Genomic DNA, 18,157 nt, shown 5'->3' with positions numbered 1-18,157 from the left:
TGAAATGCTAGCTGTAAAGTTGCATGACATTGGTGAAGGGATGACAGAGGGAGAAGTTGTTCAGTATTTAGTGCAAGTTGGCGATTGGGTTGAAACTGATCAACCCCTTGTTGAAATCCAAACTGATAAAATGATTGCAGAAATTTCGTCTCCGTGTGCAGGCCATGTGAAAGAAATTATAATTGAAATTGGCGAAACGGTCCAAGTTGGAACAAGCCTACTTTACATTGAAAGTTCCAACAAGGAAGTCGAAAAACAACAACAGCAACCCGAGGAAGATATTTCGAAGCGGGAAGCAAATATGACTTCAGTTGTGAATTTTCATCGAGTACTCGCTACGCCATATACAAGAAAACTTGCACGAGAGAACAATATTAATATTGAAGACGTTCCTAGAGCAGATGCGTCAGGAAGAGTGACAGAAGCTGACGTTCAGCAATTTATTAAATACGGGGAAGTCAATCATTCAATCGTTCCTGAAGTCCAAGAAAAAGTACTGGTAGAAAGTGTTCATGATGTAATTCCTTTTATGGGGATTCGAAAAAAAATTGCTGAAAAGATGACAAAATCACTCTACACAATTCCTCATGTGACGCATTTCGATGAAGTGAATATGACCAATTTATTTAGAATTCGTAGTGAAATGAAAGCGTCGGGTGAGTCGGTTAGTGTGACTGCGTTTTTCATTAAAGCCCTGGTAGTCGCTTTAAAAGATTATCCGATTTTTAATGCGGAGCTTGATGAAGCAAATGACCGTATATTACTTAAGAAAAGTTACCATATTGGTTTTGCAACGAATACTGAAAATGGATTGCTCGTTCCAGTCGTTCATAATGCAGATGAAAAATCGATGAAAAGCATTCATAAGGTTGTCAAGGACTTGTCAGAAAGGGCAATCGCGGGAAAACTGCAACCTTTTGAAATGAAAAATAGTACGTTCACAATGAGTAATGTAGGACCCCTTGGAAGTACAGGTGCAACGCCTATTATCAACTACCCAGAAACCGCAATTATCGCCTTCCATAAGACAAAAAGACAACCCATTTTTAACGACCTAGATGAAATTATAGTTGGGCATATCATGACATTCTCTATGGCATTCGATCACCGCGTTGCAGACGGGGCGACTGCTGTTGCTTTTACGAACCGTTTTGCTAGCTTGATTGAACAGCCACACAAACTAATGATGGAGATGATATAGGATGGTAGTCGGTGAAATCAGCCAGGAAAGGAACCTTGTCATTTTGGGAGGCGGTCCAGGTGGCTATTCTGCTGCCATTCGCGCAGTACAACTTGGCCTTTCTGTCACACTGATAGAGAAGGCGGATATGGGTGGCGTTTGTTTAAATAGAGGATGCATCCCCTCCAAAATATTTTCACATGCCGCCACCAGGCAGTCGGAGATTTCGCATATGCAAAATCTGGGAATTGGTATAGAACCAACATCTTTTAATATTACTCAACTACTATCCTATAAAAAGAGAATCATTGAAGAACTTAGGACTGGTGTTGAAAACTTATGCAAAGCAAATAAAATAGAAGTAATTCGTGGTATTGGCACATTTTTAGGGGTGAATCGTATTGGTGTAGAAAACGGGCACCAATTCGATATCTTTCAATTCGAACAAGCGATTATTGCGACAGGAAGTACACTAGAATCACATCCAATGATACAGGAAAATGGGAAGCGTGTATTTTCATCAAATGAAATCTATGATATTAATCATGTGCCCGATCATCTTCTAATTATTGGAAGTGATTACATCTCTATTGAAGTGGCTTCTAGCTTCGCGGCATTAGGAGCAAAAGTTACAGTTTTCCTAGAAAGCGGGACTGAATTTCCTTTCGATGAATCGATAAAACAGGAACTCTATCGATTATTTAAAAAACGAAAAATTATCGTGTTTAAGGACGTTGAATTGATGCGTACAGAGGAAGTAGATGATGGAATAATCGTTGCATTTCAGAAGGCGGGAAATGTAACTGATGTTACGGGCTCGCATCTATTTGTTTCAGCATCTAGGAAACCGAACGTAGAAATGCTTGGTATTGATAGACTTGGAATAGAGCGTACAGAGACGGGTTTTATAAAAGTGAATGGCAATATGCAAACTTCTTTGCCTTCTATCTATGCAATTGGGGATGTGACTGAGGGACCAATGCTAGCTGTAAAGGCGATTAAAGAGGGGAAAGCCGCGGTTGAATCGATAGCTGGAGAAAAACCGGAAGTGGATTTAACTTTTATACCTTATGTAGCACATACAATTCCGCCAATCTCTACAGCTGGCCTTACTGAACAAACTGCCCGAAAACTCGAAATGATAGTCAAAGTAAGTCAGTTCAATCTATCGGGTAATGGATACGCAGCAATTACAGGAAAAAAAGAGGGATTTATAAAAGTGATTTCGGATTCAACGACGGGTCTACTATTGGGAATTCATATGATAGGCGAAGGAGCAATAGAAATGTCGGGCTCGTTTGTCCAATTACTGGAAATGACGGCTAAAGAGGAAGACATTAAATTTCCCGCCTACGCACACCCCGGTTATAACGAATGTTTACTTGAAGCGATAGAGGGTCTTATTGGACAGGCAATTCATAGTGTTCCAAGTTAAGAGGCGAGGTAAATGCTTAATAACGAAATGAAAATGTTATTAGACCTTTCCAAATCTATTGAAGTTTAAACTAATAAGTCTCTTTAAATGCAAAACCGAGTTGACTAACTATTGAAGCCGGTGTAACATTACGATAAATTATTAATTGAATTGGATTAATTCAAAAAATAGTATTTTATATAAAAGGGGGAAATTGAATGAAAAAAAGTTGGAAGAAGTTCGCGATTATTATTTTTAGTTCTGCATTAATGCTTGCCGCATGTGGAGGAGAGAAAAAGGAATCTACTTCGGCAGGGGATGAAAAAACATATATAATTGGTATTACACAAATTGTTGAGCATCCATCTCTAAACGCAGCCACGGATGGCTTTAAAAAAGCACTGGAAGACGCTGGATTGAAAGTGGAGTATGATACGCAAATTGCGCAAGGTGATCCTAGTCTAAGTATTACAGCTGCTGAAAACTTAGTTGCTGCAAATGTGGATTTAATATTCGCAAACTCGACTCCTAGTGCACAAGCGGCAGTTAGTAAGACAACCGATATTCCAATCATTTTTACTTCAGTAACTGACGCGGTGGGTGCCGAGCTAGTTAAATCTAATGAAAGTCCAGGCGGCAACGTCACTGGTACAATCGACTCCCACCCAGATGCAATTTCGAATACGATGAAATTTCTTAAAGAAGAATTAAATGCGAAAAATGTAGGTATGGTTTATAATGCGGGTGAACAAAACTCAGTAGCGCAAGTAAACGCTGTTAAAGAAATGTTAAAAGACATGGATATGACTGTCGTGGAAGCTGCAGTAGCAACTTCAGCAGATGTTAAACAAGCGACTGAATCATTAATAGGAAAAATAGATTCTTTGTATATCATTACTGATAATACAGTTGTAAATGCACTTGAGTCGGTTATTGACGTTGCAAATGCGAACAAATTACCAATGATGGTCGGTGAGTTTGACTCTGTTAAACGAGGCGGACTTGCAGCATACGGATTTGAATACTTCGACATTGGATATGAAGCGGGAGAAATGGCTGTTAAAATTTTGAAAGACGGCAAAAAACCAGCAGATATTCCTGTTCAAGTTCCACAGAAGTTAATGTTTATAATGAATAAAGATACGGCAACTAAAATTGATCTTGAAATTAAAGATGAGTGGAACGCCGATTTTATTGAATAAATAGGAGATGATTCTACATGTTTTCAGCTGTTTTTGGCTCCGTGGAGCAAGGAATCATCTATGCAATTATGGCACTCGGAGTGTATTTATCATTCCGGGTGCTTGATTTTCCAGATCTAACAGTTGATGGAAGTTTCGTTACAGGTGCCGGTGTTGCCGCTACTATGATTATTTTCGGATATCATCCAATACTTGCAACAATCGTCGCTATCGTAATTGGTTTCCTTGCTGGATGTGTAACGGGATTGCTTCATACAAAAGGGAAAATTAATGCCCTTCTTGCAGGAATTTTAATGATGATTGCCTTGTATTCCATTAATCTACGTATTATGGGACTGACCTCGGAAAATTCGATTGGACGTCCAAATATTCCACTTTTAAATGCGGAGACTTTATTTACAAAGTTCCATACGTTTTGGGGTTCTTTAGGTATCGACGAATCCATCAATAGCTTTTTCAGTATGCTTGGTTTCGAACATTTACCTTCTACTTGGGGCACTTTAATCGTCATGATAATTGTTGTACTACTTATAAAGTTTATTGTAGATTGGTTCTTGAAAACTGAAATAGGTCTTGCAATAAGAGCGACTGGTGACAATAAGAAAATGATTCGAAGTTTGTCCGCAAATACGGATAATCTTGTAATTATTGGACTTGGCTTTTCAAATGCCCTTGTCGCATTCGCTGGTGCATTAATTGCTCAGTATAGTAAGTTTGCAGACATAGGTATGGGAATTGGTATGATTATTATCGGTCTAGCTTCGGTCATTATTGGAGAAGCAATCTTCGGAACAAAAACAATTATGAGAACAACTCTTGCGGTAATTGCCGGGGCAATTATTTATCGAATTGTACTTGGACTTGCACTTAGAGTGAAGTTTTTAGATACTGGCGATATGAAACTAATAACCGCTGTTATCGTAATTGCTGCGCTTATTTTACCGCAATACTTTGAAAAAAGGCGAGAAAAGAAACGAAAAGCAAGACGCCATGCTGAGCGTTTAGCCGAACTCCAACATTCCCTGAAGAAGGGGGGGAATACCCTTGCTTAAACTCAATCAGATTAATAAAGTTTTCAATGAAGCAACACCTGATGAAAAAGTTGCACTCGATCAAATTAACCTAGAGTTAAAAATAGGTGATTTCGTAACTGTGATTGGAAGTAACGGAGCTGGAAAATCGACGATGTTGAATATGATTTCCGGTACACTTTCCCCTGATTTTGGTGAAATAATAATTGCGAACAAAGATGTTACAAAATTGCCGGAATTTAAACGTTCACAAATGATTGGACGAGTGTTTCAGGATCCGATGGCAGGAACTGCACCAACAATGACTATTGAAGAGAATCTAGCAATGGCCTATTCTCGCAATAAAAAGAGATCTTTCAGAAGAGGCGTAGATAAAAAACGGCGTGAACTTTTTCGAACGTCTCTTGAAACACTCCATTTGAATCTTGAAAATAGATTGAATGCGAAAGTAGGGATGCTTTCAGGAGGAGAACGACAAGCTCTTTCTTTACTGATGGCGACTTTTACACAGCCTTCAATTTTGCTTTTAGATGAGCATACAGCTGCCCTCGACCCATCACGGGCGGAATTAATAACAAATATAACAAAACAACTCGTTGAAAAAGACAAGTTAACAACATTAATGATTACTCATAATATGCAACAAGCATTAGACCTTGGAAATCGTTTAATCATGATGGATAAAGGTCAAATTATTTTGGAAATCGAAGCCGAAGAGAAAAAAGGGTTAACAATTCCAAAGCTAATGGATGAGTTCGAGAGAATCCGCGGCGAAAAGTTAACAAGTGATAAAGCTTTATTAGGAGTCTAATACAGAATATTATTATCAAAAAGGCGTATTCAGTTATCCTACCAGAGCTGATTACGTCTTTTTTAGGATGTGTGAAACGGCTATGACTGATAAAAAGAAGAAAAGATATGAAATCGATTTATATCAGCCAATAAAAGAATATTTTACAAAACAGGGTTATCATGTGAATGCCGAAGTGATGGATTGCGACGTGACTGCGTTAAAAGATGATGAGTTGGTTATTATAGAGCTGAAACTGTCCTTATCCATTGAACTTCTTATTCAGGCATCAAAAAGACAGCGATTAACCGAAAAAGTTTATATCGCAATTCCAAAACCCAGTTACAATTTGCGCTCTAAGAAGTGGAAGGATATATGCCATTTAATGAGACGATTAGAACTCGGGTTAATAACGGTTTCATTTTACGAGAATGATGTGCATATGGACGTTGTTTTGGAGCCGGAACCCTTTGACAGGGACAGAAGTATGAGACGAAGCAGAAAGAGAAGGACGAAGCTCGTAGAGGAAATTAACGGTCGATTGGGAGATTATAATGTAGGAGGAAGTCACAAAACAAAACTTATGACAGCCTATAAAGAAAGTTGTATTCAAATTGCATGCTATTTGGAACATTACGGTCCTTTGTCAGCAAAGAATTTACGTGATTTGGGGACTGGAGAAAAGACCTATTCCATTTTGTATGAGAACCATTACAGTTGGTTTGAAAAGATTGAACGGGGAATTTACTCCGTTTCAGAACGGGGCTTGTCCGAATATAATGCAATTCCCGAAATAACTAATTTCTATATGCAGAAGATTGTAGAACTTACTATTGAGAAGCCATAATTAGTTATTTTAAGATGTTTTGTAGAAAAAGTTTTAAATGGACACACTAATTGTTATCCAAAAAATATGCATAGCAATTATAATACTGTATAGGAATATAGTGAAAATAATTAAAATGCGTAGATAAGGTCTTGGTTTTATTAGTGTAAGAATATACAACATGAGCAGTGGAAGAGTAATTTTAATGGCATAGAAAGCAATAGCGCTTTGGTTATAAAAATAATACATAATTGGATTTGCCTCATCTATGATGTTGTTCCGGATTCCAATATCGGTGAAAATAGAATCCAGAACAGCTAATACTACTAAAAGTAGACATGGTTTGACCAAACCTCTTTTACTAGGTATCTGGTCCGTTAAACTCCACATGCCGCTCAACCACCTTTAACTGGTAATTTGTTAAGGTACCAATACTTGTAGAGTTAGCTTATGGGGTTAGATGGACTTATATACTTTGGAAGTTTAAATTATTTTCAGATTTTGATATTATACTATGCAAATAAGCTGTTAATTCGTTATTTTAGTTGTATAATATGGGTTAGGTCATATATCATATAAGGTATTGATTCATATGTATTTTTTAGAATTAAAATATAAAAATTAAATCTAAGGGGATAGAAACATCATGACAGCACTCAAGATCCAAGTGAATTTAACAGATTCGAAAAAGGAAAAACCATCATCAGATCATTTGGAGTTTGGAAGAGTTTTTACAGACCATATGTTCAGTGCAGATTATATTGAAGGTCAGGGTTGGACGAATCACAGAATTGAACCTTATGCACCTCTTCAATTAGATCCGGCTTCTATTATATTCCATTATGGTCAAACTGTTTTTGAAGGATTGAAAGCATATTCTTCGAAAGATGGAACAATAAAACTATTTCGTCCAGAACAAAATATGAAACGCTTAAACCAATCAAGTGAACGCTTGTGTATGCCACTAGTAAATGAAGAGTTAGCACTTGAAGGACTGAAAAGACTACTTGAAATTGATCAAGAGTGGATACCTACAGCGGAAGGAACTTCACTATATATTCGACCTTTTATTATCGCGACTGAAGCATATCTTGGCGTATCCCCATCTAAGAAATATCAATTTATGATTATTTTATCTCCAGTTGGCTCTTATTATAAAGAAGGTATTCACCCTGTTAAAATTCTTGTTGAAAATGAATATGTCAGGGCAGTAGCGGGTGGAACGGGAATGGCCAAAACTGCTGGGAATTATGCATCCGGTCTAAAAGCACAACAGGTTGCTGCGGAAAAAGGATATGCACAAGTTCTTTGGTTGGACGGGATTGAAAGGAAGTATATTGAAGAAGTAGGTGCAATGAATATCTTCTTTAAAATCAATGGTGAAGTAATTACCCCAGCTTTAAACGGTAGCATTTTGGAAGGTATCACTCGGAAATCTGTAATTCAATTGTTACAGCATTGGCAGATTCCAGTTACTGAGCGAAAGATTTCAATGGAGGAAATTCGAACGGCACAAAAGAATGGTTTGTTAGATGAGTCATTTGGAACGGGAACAGCTGCTGTTATTTCTCCAATTGGTGAATTCAATTGGAAGGATGAAAAGTTGGTCGTTAATAATGGCGAAATGGGAGAACTTTCCGAAAGATTATACAATACGCTTACAGATATTCAAACGGGTAAAATTGAAGACCCATTTGGGTGGGTCGTTGAAGTAGACAAACCAATTAACCAAGTGTAATCAAGATGTTTTGATGGACTTATATTATATAGAATAAGTAAAAAGCTAACCATGTGAATGGCTAGCTTTTTACATAAAATGAATTTTCGGTTTGCGGTTATAGTAAATCAAGTACACTCTATATTCCGCGTGTATAGATATTTTAGGAGGAAGCAATAATGGAAAAATTAAATTCAATAGAACAGTATGAGTTACTAAAAAAGAGCGAACGTGTCATTTTTATGTTTACTGCCGATTGGTGTCCAGATTGCAGAGTGATTGAGCCAATACTTCCAAGAATTGAAGTCGATTATCCAGAGTATGAATTTATATCTGTTGACCGTGATGAATTCATAGATTTATGTGGGGAACTCGATATATTTGGGATACCAAGTTTTGTCGCATTTCATGAAGGTGTAGAAGTTGGACGGTTCGTTAGTAAAGATCGGAAAACTCAGGATGAAATTGAAGGATTTATCAATAGTTTGTCAAATTGAAAAATACCAAAAGGACTAAATCGTCCTTTTGGTATTTTTTTCATTTATATTAGTAGGTCGAATAAGGTACTTCCTTTTTTTACATCTGTAAATGTAAAATCACTTTGTCCCATTCTTTTTAGAAGTCCTTCATAATCTTCCTTGTTTTTTAATTCAATTCCGACTAATCCAGGACCACTTTCTTTATTATTTTTCCTGGTATATTCAAAAGTAATAATATCATCATCAGGACCAAGTATCTCATCTAGAAATTGTCTTAATGCACCAGCACGTTGTGGAAAATCAACTATAAAATAATGTAGTAATCCCTCAAACATTAATGATTTTTCTTTAATCTCCTGCATTCTACTAATGTCATTATTTCCACCACTAATTACACATACAACAGACTTCCCTTTAATTTCTTCCTTATAAAAGTCTAATGCGGCAATTGGAAGTGCGCCTGCAGGCTCAGCGATAATCGCATGTTCATTGTATAATTCTAAAATCGATGTACATACTTTACCTTCAGGAACGACGACAATATCATCTAAGTACTTACGACAGATTTCATAAGTAATTTGTCCTGTGCGTCCAACGGCTGCACCATCCACAAACTTATCAATTTTATCAAGTGATATTACGCCTTTATTTTCTAACGCGGCTTTCATACTTGCTGCACCTTCGGGTTCAACGCCAATCATTTGCGTGTGTGGGCATAAGTTTTTAATATACGTACATAATCCAGACATTAGTCCGCCACCACCGATGCTCGAAAATACAAAATCAATGGATTCCTCAATATCATTCATAATCTCAACAGCCACAGTACCTTGGCCTGCAATTATGTCATAATCATCGAATGGGTGAATGAATATCCTGCCTTCTGATTCAGCACAAGCTGCAGCGCTAATAGAACATTCGTCAAATGTATCCCCAATTAAAATAATTTCAATGCGATCTTTACCGAACATCTTCACTTGATCAATTTTTTGTTTGGGAGTTGTTTGTGGCATGAAGACTTTTCCGTTTATCCCCAAGTGAGCACAAGCAAAAGCAACTCCTTGTGCATGATTTCCGGCGCTAGCACAGACAATCCCTTGTTTGCGTGCACTTTCCTCAATCGTTTTAATTTTATAATAAGCACCACGTAATTTAAACGAGCGGACATGTTGCAAGTCTTCCCTTTTAATATATACATGACAATCGTATTTTTCGGATAAACGATCATTTTTTTGTAAAGGTGTGTGTGCGACCACATCTTTAAGCATTTGATATGCGATTAAAATGTCTTCGACTTGTAATTTCTTTGTCTGTGGATTTTCTGCTTGTATGGTCATTTTCACTACCTCCTATATTAATTGAACATCTTTTTATTATAGCATAATTCAGACGTAACGTGTGAATATTCTAAACCTTATATATAGTACTGGGTTCCATACTCTGTCTATAAAGCATATAAATAATGAGGATGGATTGCATAAAAGATCATATGCATAATAAGTGAAAAATACGAAAGGGGATAATATGAAAAAATCCTCGGATGGATTGGAACATAACAAGAATAGTAAAGATGAACAGTTAGAACAATATCGTGTGAATAATTACGGGGAGAAAATGACGACGAATCAGGCTCTGAAAGTTTCGAACGATGAATTTTCATTAAAAGCGGGCGTTCGTGGACCGACATTAATGGAAGATTTTCATTTTCGTGAAAAAGTAACACATTTTGATCACGAACGAATTCCAGAGCGGGTCGTTCATGCAAGAGGGTATGCAGCGCACGGTGAATTTGAATTGTATAAGTCGATGAAGGATTATACTAAAGCTGGATTCCTTCAGGTGCCTGGAACAAAAACGCCAATATTTACAAGGTTTTCAAATGTTGTTGGAAGTAAAGGTTCTGCCGATACTGTTAGAGATGTAAAAGGTTTTGCTACAAAGTTTTATACTGATGAAGGAAACTATGATCTAGTTGGTAATAATATTCCTATCTTTTTCATACAAGATGGGATTAAATTTCCCGATTTAATTCATGCAGTTAAGCCTGAGCCGCATAACGAAATTCCCCAAGCTTCCTCTGCACATGATACCTTTTGGGATTTTGTTGTCAGCAACCAAGAATCAGCTCATATGATAATGTGGCTTATGTCTGATCGGGCAATTGCTAAAAATTTTCGTGTGATTGATGGATTTGGTGTGCATACGTTTCGATTCGTCAATGCAGAAGGAATCGCACATTTTGTGAAATTCCACTGGAAACCAAAGTTGGGCGTACATTCACTTGTTTGGGATGAAGCACAAAAAATATCCGGTAAGGACCCTGACTTTCAAAGAAGAGATCTTTGGGAATCAATAGAAAAAGGGCATTTTCCAGAATGGGAATTTGGAGTGCAGATGATTGAAGAAAAAGATGAATTCATGTTTGATTTTGATATTCTGGATGCAACGAAAATTTGGCCAGAAGAGATAGTCCCCGTACAGATTTTTGGTAAACTAACGTTGAATAGAAATGTCGATAATGTATTTGCAGAAACTGAGCAAGTCGCATTTCATCCTGGGAATGTTGTACCAGGAATTGACTTTACAAATGATCCTCTTCTCCAAGGAAGATTATTTTCTTATTTAGATACACAGCTCATTCGTTTAGGTGGGCCGAATTTTGCTGAAATTCCAATTAACCGTCCAGTATGTCCATTTCACAATAATCAAAGAGATGGCTTTAGTAGGCAGCGAATTGATATCGGTGAAGTAGCCTACCATAATAATACACTTGCAAATAATACCCCTTCGACATCTACGGCTGCGGAGGGTGGTTACGTTCATTATGCGGAAAAGGTTGAAGGTAAAGTAATTCAAGCTCGTAGTGATTCTTTCAAAGATCATTTCTCTCAGGCAAGACTGTTTTGGAATAGTATGTCTGTCCCCGAAAAACAGCATATCATTGATGCCTTTACATTCGAGGTTGGAAAAGTGAATAGCAAAGATATTAGGCAAAGAGTAGTAGATATGTTCGTGGAAGTTGATAAAGAAATGGCTACAATTATTGCAGTGAATGTTGGCGTCAAACGACCTAGTGGAGAACAAGTACCGGTAACAAATTCGTCACCAGCACTAAGCCAAGAGAACACCATTAAAACACCACAAACACTAACAGTGGGGGTATTAATAGGCAATGGTTTTAAAGGGGCAGAAGTATTAGCTACTCTTAGAACGCTTATGAATGCAGGAGTCATTGTGAAAATCGTGAGCGAAAAACTAGGTACTATTAGAAGTTCAGATAACTATCAAGTTGCTGTCGAGGAAACATTCCTAACAACATCTCCTGTCTTATTTGATGCACTATACATCGTAGGCGGGAATTCTGAAAATGAAGCAAAATTTGAAAGTGACATTACCTATTTTATAAATGAATCCTTCAAACACTACAAACCTATTGGAGTTGCTACAACAGGTCAAAAGTTCTTTAAAGCCTCAAATGCAAAAGAAGGACCAGGTATCGTTATCGATTCCTCAACATCAGATTTCGGTAATACATTTGTAAAAGCAATTGCAAAACAACGTTTTTGGACTAGAGACATCTATTAAGATCATTGGGTCCTTATCCATTTATAATCATGGATAAGGACCTTTTGGCATGAATAAAATACCCTTGTAAAACAAACTATACTGTACACCCTTACAAAACATAATCCAGCGTAGAAGCGACAAGCGTGAGCCGAAGTGCTGAGACAGATAGTGCACTTCTATCTGGCTCAACACGAAAGGCCATCGCCAAGCGCCAAGCGGTCTTGGAAACCACAAACACATAGAAACCCCAATCCCACAAACGCGAGCCTTTCGTGCAACTAGAGACACAAATGACGGAACTATCGCTCATACGAAACCATTGTGATATAATATACATATTCAAATTAATTAGATAAGTTAGATAAGATTATTTAGGGAGAGATGAAAAGGTGCCAATTAATATACATAAGCATTTACCAGCCAGACAATTACTAAAAGAAGAGAAAATCTTTGTTATGGACGAAGATAAAGCAATATTGCAGGACATACGTCCCTTAAGCATACTTATCGTAAACTTAATGCCTGAAAAAGAACGTACGGAATTACAATTATTAAGATTGTTAGGAAACACTCCATTACAAGTTAATATTACATTTTTAAATATGGCCACACATGAATCTAAGAATATCAGTAAAAATCATCTTGACGAATTTTATAAAACATTTGAAGAAGTAAAACATCGAAAATTTGATGGAATGATCATTACAGGTGCTCCCATTGAGCATTTACCATTTGAAAAAGTGAACTACTGGGAAGAATTAGTTGCGATTATGGATTGGTCAAAAAATCACGTAACATCTGTTTTGCATATATGTTGGGGAGCGCAAGCGGCACTTTATCATCACTATGGAATTGATAAACATGAATTAACGAAAAAATGTTTTGGTGTCTTTTCGCACCAACTATCTGATTCAACCGTTAAACTTGTTCGTGGTTTTAATGATGAATTCAATGCACCGCATTCTCGCTATACATCCGTTTCATCAGAAAAGATTAGGAATAATCCAAAACTTACGTTACTGGCAGTATCAGAAGATGCAGGAGCATTTATTGTTTTATCAAACGATGAGAAACATATAATGATCACGGGTCACTTTGAATACGATGCAACAACGTTAGCTGAGGAATATCAACGGGATCATGCCAAAGGTGTGGAAGTGGACGTCCCTGAAAACTATTATCCGAACGATGATCCGAGTCAAGCCCCCCTAAACACGTGGAGGTCGCATACTCACTTACTGTTTTCGAATTGGTTGAACTACTATGTTTACCAAGAAACACCTTATGAATGGGAATAATACTTCAACGAGCTAAAACTGAAAATAAGTATAGGATTGAGTGATACAGATTAATGGAAAATAAAACTAATATGAGAGCACATCCAAGAATGTTTGGAATTGTGCTCGTTTTAATTGCGGCGATAATGTGGGGAGTTTCGGGCACAGTTGCTCAGTTCTTATTTGAGCAGCGCTCATTTAGTGCTGAATGGCTAGTTGTTATTCGATTACTGATTTCAGGGGTAGTAATGTTATTGATTTCAAATAGAAAAAAAGAAGTTAGTGTTTTTGATATTTGGCGTCATAAATACGATGCAGTAAGTCTAATCTTGTTTAGTATTATGGGAATGCTTACAGTCCAATACACTTTTTTTGCTGCTATTAAACATTCCAATGCTGCTACTGCGACAGTTATTCAGTATTTGGCACCCGTAATGATTGTTTGCTATATGGCTTTTCGCGTTCGAAAGGCACCATCCAAAACCGAAACTTTCGCCGTAGCACTAGCACTTTTTGGGACATTTTTATTGGTTACAAAAGGAAGTGTGAGCAGTTTGGCAATCTCCAAATTAGCTTTATTTTGGGGCATAGCATCGGCGTTTTCTTTGGCCTTTTATACGTTGTATCCACTTAAACTATTGGCTAGATGGGGTTCAGGTATTGTTATTGGTTGGGGAATGTTAATAGGAGGCATTGCATTTAGTTTTGTACATCCTCCTTGGAATTTCATTGGCCAATGGGACTTGCAATCCTTTTTTGCTGTCGTATTTATTATTATAGGTGGAACAATCATCGCGTTTTTTTGTTATTTAGAAAGCTTAAAATACATAAGTGCTACCGAAACAAGTTTACTAGCTTGTGTAGAACCACTTTCAGCTGCATTTCTATCCGTTGTGTGGCTTCATGTAGCGTTTGGTTTAGAAGAATGGCTAGGAACTGCATGTATATTAGCAACAATTATGATTTTATCTCTGTCGAAAAGTAAGAAAAGCATTGCTGTATAAATTAAAAAACTCCCTTCTTTAGATAATTGCATAAGCTAAAGAATACGCAAACTAAGGGGGGATATGAATGGCATTATTTATGAATGAGAGGGAACATCCTGGTGTTTATAAGAACAGTGGGAATAGAATTGAACCAAATCAAAATTCATTTAAAACAGACGACGTAACAGAATTACTAAAGGAACAAAGGAGTGAGAATGACAAATTAAAACACTCTTTGTGGAATCTTGAAAAAACTATGAAGAAAACAGAGCAAAGGCTTATCAAACAGTCAGACAGAATTGGCAATCAGTTTGATAAGTTGGAAGAATTGGATTATCGTCATGAAGTATTTGAGAATAACACTTCAATTTGGATTGAAAAAATAAATATTGAAAATAAATCCCAACAGTATGTCTTATCTAACTCGCTATTAGTAGAGAAGGATTTAGCGAGTAAAATAGATGAACAATCAAATTCTCAGAAAACGATTGTCAAACAGTTAGTAGAACAAGAAGTCGGACTAGTTGAAATCGAAAAACGTCTAGAAAATCAAGAGGCATTGATGGAAAAGGTTCTAAAGCAAATCGACTATTATAAATCCGTTTTATTTGAACGGACACAAATTTTTGCTGGGAAAATAGAACAAAGTTATACGAATTCAACATCTTATGTTTCCAGACTAGTTAAAGGTAGAGACAGGAATATGGAAGAAAAAGAGACGAAAGATATTTAATTCAATACCAAAAAAAGTCTAACTATAAAGGGTTAGACTTTTTTGTATCCATCATTATAGAGCCTATTTTTTAATTAAAAGAAATGAAATCGCTTACAAATTAAATTCAAAAAGGATTGACAATATTATAATAACAGACTATTATTTATTTAACGACTAATTAACGACGTGAAAAGGGGATGAGGTTTAATGAAACAGAACGCAGAGAAAGATATAAAGTTTTGGATGGTATTAGTTCCGCTCTTTGTCATGATTTTTGTAATGATTGTTACAGTAGTTAAGTTAGAGCAGGGGCCACATATGCCGTTAATTGTCGGTACAATTACTGCCGCTATAATTGCTTGGAAAGCAGGATTTACTTGGAAAGAAATTGAGGAAATGATGTATAAAGGAATTCGATTAGCTCTCCCAGCGGTTGTCATTATTATGCTCGTTGGATTGACAATAGGTGCATGGATGGGCGGTGGAATTGTTGCGACAATGATCTATTATGGCTTGCAAATAATTACACCTTCATGGTTTTTAGTTACAATCGCAATAATATGTTCAATTGTTTCGCTAGCGATTGGTAGTTCTTGGTCTACGATGGCGACAATTGGTGTTGCGGGAATGGGAATAGGTCTAAGTATGGGAATACCTGCAGGAATGATAGCGGGCGCGGTTATTTCGGGGTCCTATTTTGGAGATAAGATGTCACCTCTATCTGATACAACTAATTTAGCAGCAGGACTTACCGGTACAGATTTATTCGATCATATTAAACATATGTTATACACTACAATACCTGGATTAGTAATTGCACTTGGTGTGTATGCTTTTTTAGGAAGAAGATTTGCTGGGGAACAAATGGATGCAATTGGAATTGAACAAACAGCTCGAGTTTTGCAGGATAGTTTTCTGATAACCCCTTTATTACTACTCGTACCACTTGCGGTAATTGTAATGGTTGCGCTCAAAATTCCTGCGATTCCGGCACTTATTGTCGGAATAATACTTGGCTTTTTATCTCAAATCTTCATACAAGGCGGTTCTACTGTAGGTGCAATTGAAGCATTGCAAAGTGGTTTTGCAATTGAAACAGGAAATGATATGGTAGATGGCCTTTTTAATGGCGGTGGTTTAGATTCAATGATGTATACCGTTTCAATGGCAATTGTAGCTATGACGTTTGGAGGAATACTTGAGTTTTCTGGCATGCTGCAGTCCTTAATGAACCAACTATTAAAAGTTGTGAAATCAAGTGCGGGCTTAATTTCTTCTACAGTCGCTGCGTGTGTTTTGACAAATGCAACTTGTTCGGAACAGTATGTATCAATTGTCGTCCCTTCAAGAATGTTTAGTAAGGCGTATAAGGATAAGGGGCTGAACTCAAAGAACTTATCTCGTGCACTAGAAGACGGCGGCACATTGACCTCTCCATTGATACCTTGGAATACATGTGGGGTATTTATATTAGGTACATTAGGCGTCGGTGTCGTGGAATACGGTCCGTATGCAATCTTAAATTTAGTTGTTCCGTTTATATCCATCTTCTATGCGGTAACTGGCTTTACGATTGTAAAAATGACTCCTGAAGAATTAGCACAAAGAGATCTGGAAAAAGCATTGGAAAATGAAGAAATTAGTTTAAATCAGTAATATAAAAAGGAAAGTTCACTTAATGTGGGCTTTCCTGTCGTTTTAATAGTAGATAGGGAATTTGAGTTCATAAAGTGAACGAGGTCTTCCTTGACGATAGGCCATCTCTTCTCCGACAATTTTTGCATAATCACATTCGACCAGTTTTTTTAACGTACGCTCCGCCGTTCTTCTAGACACATTTAAATGTAGTGAAAGATCATTTGTTGTAAATTGTTTGGATTGCCTAGATTGACTAAATGTCATTAGCTTTGAAATATTTGCAGAACTTAGAGTGGTTTTCTTAGCCATTTCAACAAGGACTGGATCATGTAGTTTTAGTTGGATAGAGCCATCTGAATGTGGAAATGGACCTAGTAATTTCTTGTTTGTATCCAACACATAGAAGGAATGATCATTATTCTTTTTGTTAAAATTCATTGCGAAATGGGCATTTTCTTTAGCATCCATTATTGATTCACCACAACCAAATGCAATTTGAACTTCATTGTGCATGGATTGAAATAAAGTTAAAAACTCACTATTTGTTAATGAAAATTCGATGTTTCCCATCGTAGTATAAATTGTATACTCTCCATTTAGTTCACTAAATTGTGCTCTTAAAAGTGCTGTAAGATTTTTCACAAATTCTTCGACTTTAGATGATTTCTTTAGGGCATTTACTACGCCAACCGCCGTTTGGGCAGAGTTGCTTTTCTTTAATAGTGCTTGATGTTTTGCGTATTCAATATTTCGTAAAATAGCACTTTCTGGATCGATTATTTTTTGTGTAGGAATATTGTGTAGCTTTAATTGTTCATAAACTGCGTGCACACTCGTAATTGCCAGATCCGTTTTTCCGTTTTGTGAAAGATTTTTATGGAACATTGTAATTTCATCAATGAGTTCGTCTTCACGTAATAAATGAACAAATGGATATTTTACTGTTTCATTTAAGTCTTTCAAAATATGGTCGATATGCCCTTTTTCGCGAATATCAATGGAAACTTTGTTGAAATCTAGTTCATTTTGTAAAGCGATATGTAGTAATGTTATGGCTACAGCGGATTCATCTTGCTTCATGTAAAGTGCGGGAATGGATAAGTTTGATAGTGAATCTGTAGCATGTAAATAGGAAAGTGAACCAGAAAAAAGAATGACATCACATGGTTGCATCGTGTGGATTAGCCCAGCTGCTTCCCTCGGTTCTCGATACCTATATAAATCCAGTTCAATATCATTTCGTTTAGCAACAATTTTTTCGGCACGATTGCAAAATTCATCAGGACCGATAATTGCAATTTTTATAATCATTTAATTACCTCCTTTATATAGCGA

16 protein-coding genes are annotated in these 18,157 nt (G+C 36.8%); 13 read left to right on the top strand and 3 right to left on the bottom strand.

Translation table 11 applies throughout. The features are described from left to right. The first annotated feature begins 4 nt into the window (after positions 1-4). The 6 genes from ACP8HH_RS12765 to ACP8HH_RS12740 all read left to right on the top strand — a co-directional run bounded on the left by ACP8HH_RS12765 (position 5) and on the right by ACP8HH_RS12740 (position 6,464). Complete coding sequence (locus ACP8HH_RS12765) at positions 5-1,201, top strand: dihydrolipoamide acetyltransferase family protein (RefSeq protein WP_438311871.1); 1,197 nt, start codon at positions 5-7, stop codon at positions 1,199-1,201. A gap of 1 nt (position 1,202) precedes the next feature. Next, positions 1,203-2,615 (top strand): dihydrolipoyl dehydrogenase, encoded by a 1,413-nt coding sequence (lpdA, locus tag ACP8HH_RS12760; RefSeq protein ID WP_438311869.1) that lies wholly within the window; start codon positions 1,203-1,205, stop codon positions 2,613-2,615. A 197-nt stretch (positions 2,616-2,812) separates the two neighbouring features. Further along, on the top strand, positions 2,813-3,796 hold the full coding sequence (locus ACP8HH_RS12755) for an ABC transporter substrate-binding protein (RefSeq protein WP_438311867.1): 984 nt from the start codon (positions 2,813-2,815) through the stop codon (positions 3,794-3,796). A gap of 17 nt (positions 3,797-3,813) precedes the next feature. Further along, positions 3,814-4,848: an ABC transporter permease gene (locus ACP8HH_RS12750; RefSeq protein ID WP_438311866.1), complete on the top strand. Its 1,035-nt coding sequence runs from the start codon at positions 3,814-3,816 to the stop codon at positions 4,846-4,848. Then, complete coding sequence (locus ACP8HH_RS12745) at positions 4,841-5,638, top strand: ABC transporter ATP-binding protein (protein WP_438311864.1); 798 nt, start codon at positions 4,841-4,843, stop codon at positions 5,636-5,638. The genes ACP8HH_RS12750 and ACP8HH_RS12745 overlap by 8 nt, the downstream gene beginning before the upstream one ends. 82 nt (positions 5,639-5,720) lie before the next feature. After that, positions 5,721-6,464, top strand: a complete 744-nt coding sequence (locus ACP8HH_RS12740; protein ID WP_438311863.1) for a DUF2161 domain-containing phosphodiesterase — start codon at positions 5,721-5,723, stop codon at positions 6,462-6,464. A gap of 33 nt (positions 6,465-6,497) precedes the next feature. Here the strand turns inward: ACP8HH_RS12740 and ACP8HH_RS12735 are convergent, their stop codons facing one another. After that, positions 6,498-6,833, bottom strand: a complete 336-nt coding sequence (locus ACP8HH_RS12735; RefSeq protein WP_438311861.1) for a DUF5658 family protein — start codon at positions 6,831-6,833, stop codon at positions 6,498-6,500. A gap of 256 nt (positions 6,834-7,089) precedes the next feature. Between ACP8HH_RS12735 and ACP8HH_RS12730 the strand changes: the two genes are divergently transcribed. Beyond that, on the top strand, positions 7,090-8,181 hold the full coding sequence (locus tag ACP8HH_RS12730; protein WP_438311859.1) for a branched-chain amino acid aminotransferase: 1,092 nt from the start codon (positions 7,090-7,092) through the stop codon (positions 8,179-8,181). A gap of 158 nt (positions 8,182-8,339) precedes the next feature. Continuing rightward, complete coding sequence (locus ACP8HH_RS12725) at positions 8,340-8,657, top strand: thioredoxin family protein (protein WP_438311858.1); 318 nt, start codon at positions 8,340-8,342, stop codon at positions 8,655-8,657. Between the two features lie 44 nt (positions 8,658-8,701). On the opposite strand, the gene ilvA is transcribed toward ACP8HH_RS12725, so the two are convergent. After that, a complete protein-coding gene (ilvA, locus tag ACP8HH_RS12720) occupies positions 8,702-9,976 on the bottom strand; it encodes a threonine ammonia-lyase IlvA (protein ID WP_438311855.1) in 1,275 nt (424 codons plus the stop codon). A 187-nt stretch (positions 9,977-10,163) separates the two neighbouring features. On the opposite strand from ilvA, the gene ACP8HH_RS12715 reads away from it, so the two are divergent. From ACP8HH_RS12715 to nhaC, 5 genes are all read left to right on the top strand, one after another. Next, positions 10,164-12,224 (top strand): catalase, encoded by a 2,061-nt coding sequence (locus tag ACP8HH_RS12715; RefSeq protein ID WP_438319164.1) that lies wholly within the window; start codon positions 10,164-10,166, stop codon positions 12,222-12,224. Positions 12,225-12,595: 371 nt separating this feature from the next. Continuing rightward, entirely contained in the window at positions 12,596-13,504 is a 909-nt protein-coding gene (gene metA / locus ACP8HH_RS12710; protein ID WP_438311854.1) for a homoserine O-acetyltransferase MetA, read from the top strand. 53 nt (positions 13,505-13,557) lie between these two features. Next, positions 13,558-14,487, top strand: a complete 930-nt coding sequence (locus ACP8HH_RS12705) for an EamA family transporter (protein WP_438311851.1) — start codon at positions 13,558-13,560, stop codon at positions 14,485-14,487. 67 nt (positions 14,488-14,554) lie between these two features. Further along, a complete protein-coding gene (locus ACP8HH_RS12700; RefSeq protein WP_438311850.1) occupies positions 14,555-15,202 on the top strand; it encodes a hypothetical protein in 648 nt (215 codons plus the stop codon). Positions 15,203-15,391: 189 nt separating this feature from the next. After that, on the top strand, positions 15,392-16,840 hold the full coding sequence (gene nhaC / locus ACP8HH_RS12695; RefSeq protein ID WP_438311848.1) for a Na+/H+ antiporter NhaC: 1,449 nt from the start codon (positions 15,392-15,394) through the stop codon (positions 16,838-16,840). 42 nt (positions 16,841-16,882) lie between these two features. Here the strand turns inward: nhaC and ACP8HH_RS12690 are convergent, their stop codons facing one another. Further along, entirely contained in the window at positions 16,883-18,133 is a 1,251-nt protein-coding gene (locus ACP8HH_RS12690; protein WP_438311847.1) for a transcriptional regulator, read from the bottom strand. Between the last annotated feature and the right edge of the window lie 24 nt (positions 18,134-18,157).

Origin of the sequence: Sporosarcina sp. FA9, assembly GCF_051550205.1 — a bacterium.
Lineage (GTDB): Bacteria > Bacillota > Bacilli > Bacillales_A > Planococcaceae > Sporosarcina.
Note: the sequence above shows the minus strand (reverse complement) of the source record. Positions and strands in the feature narration are given on the sequence as shown.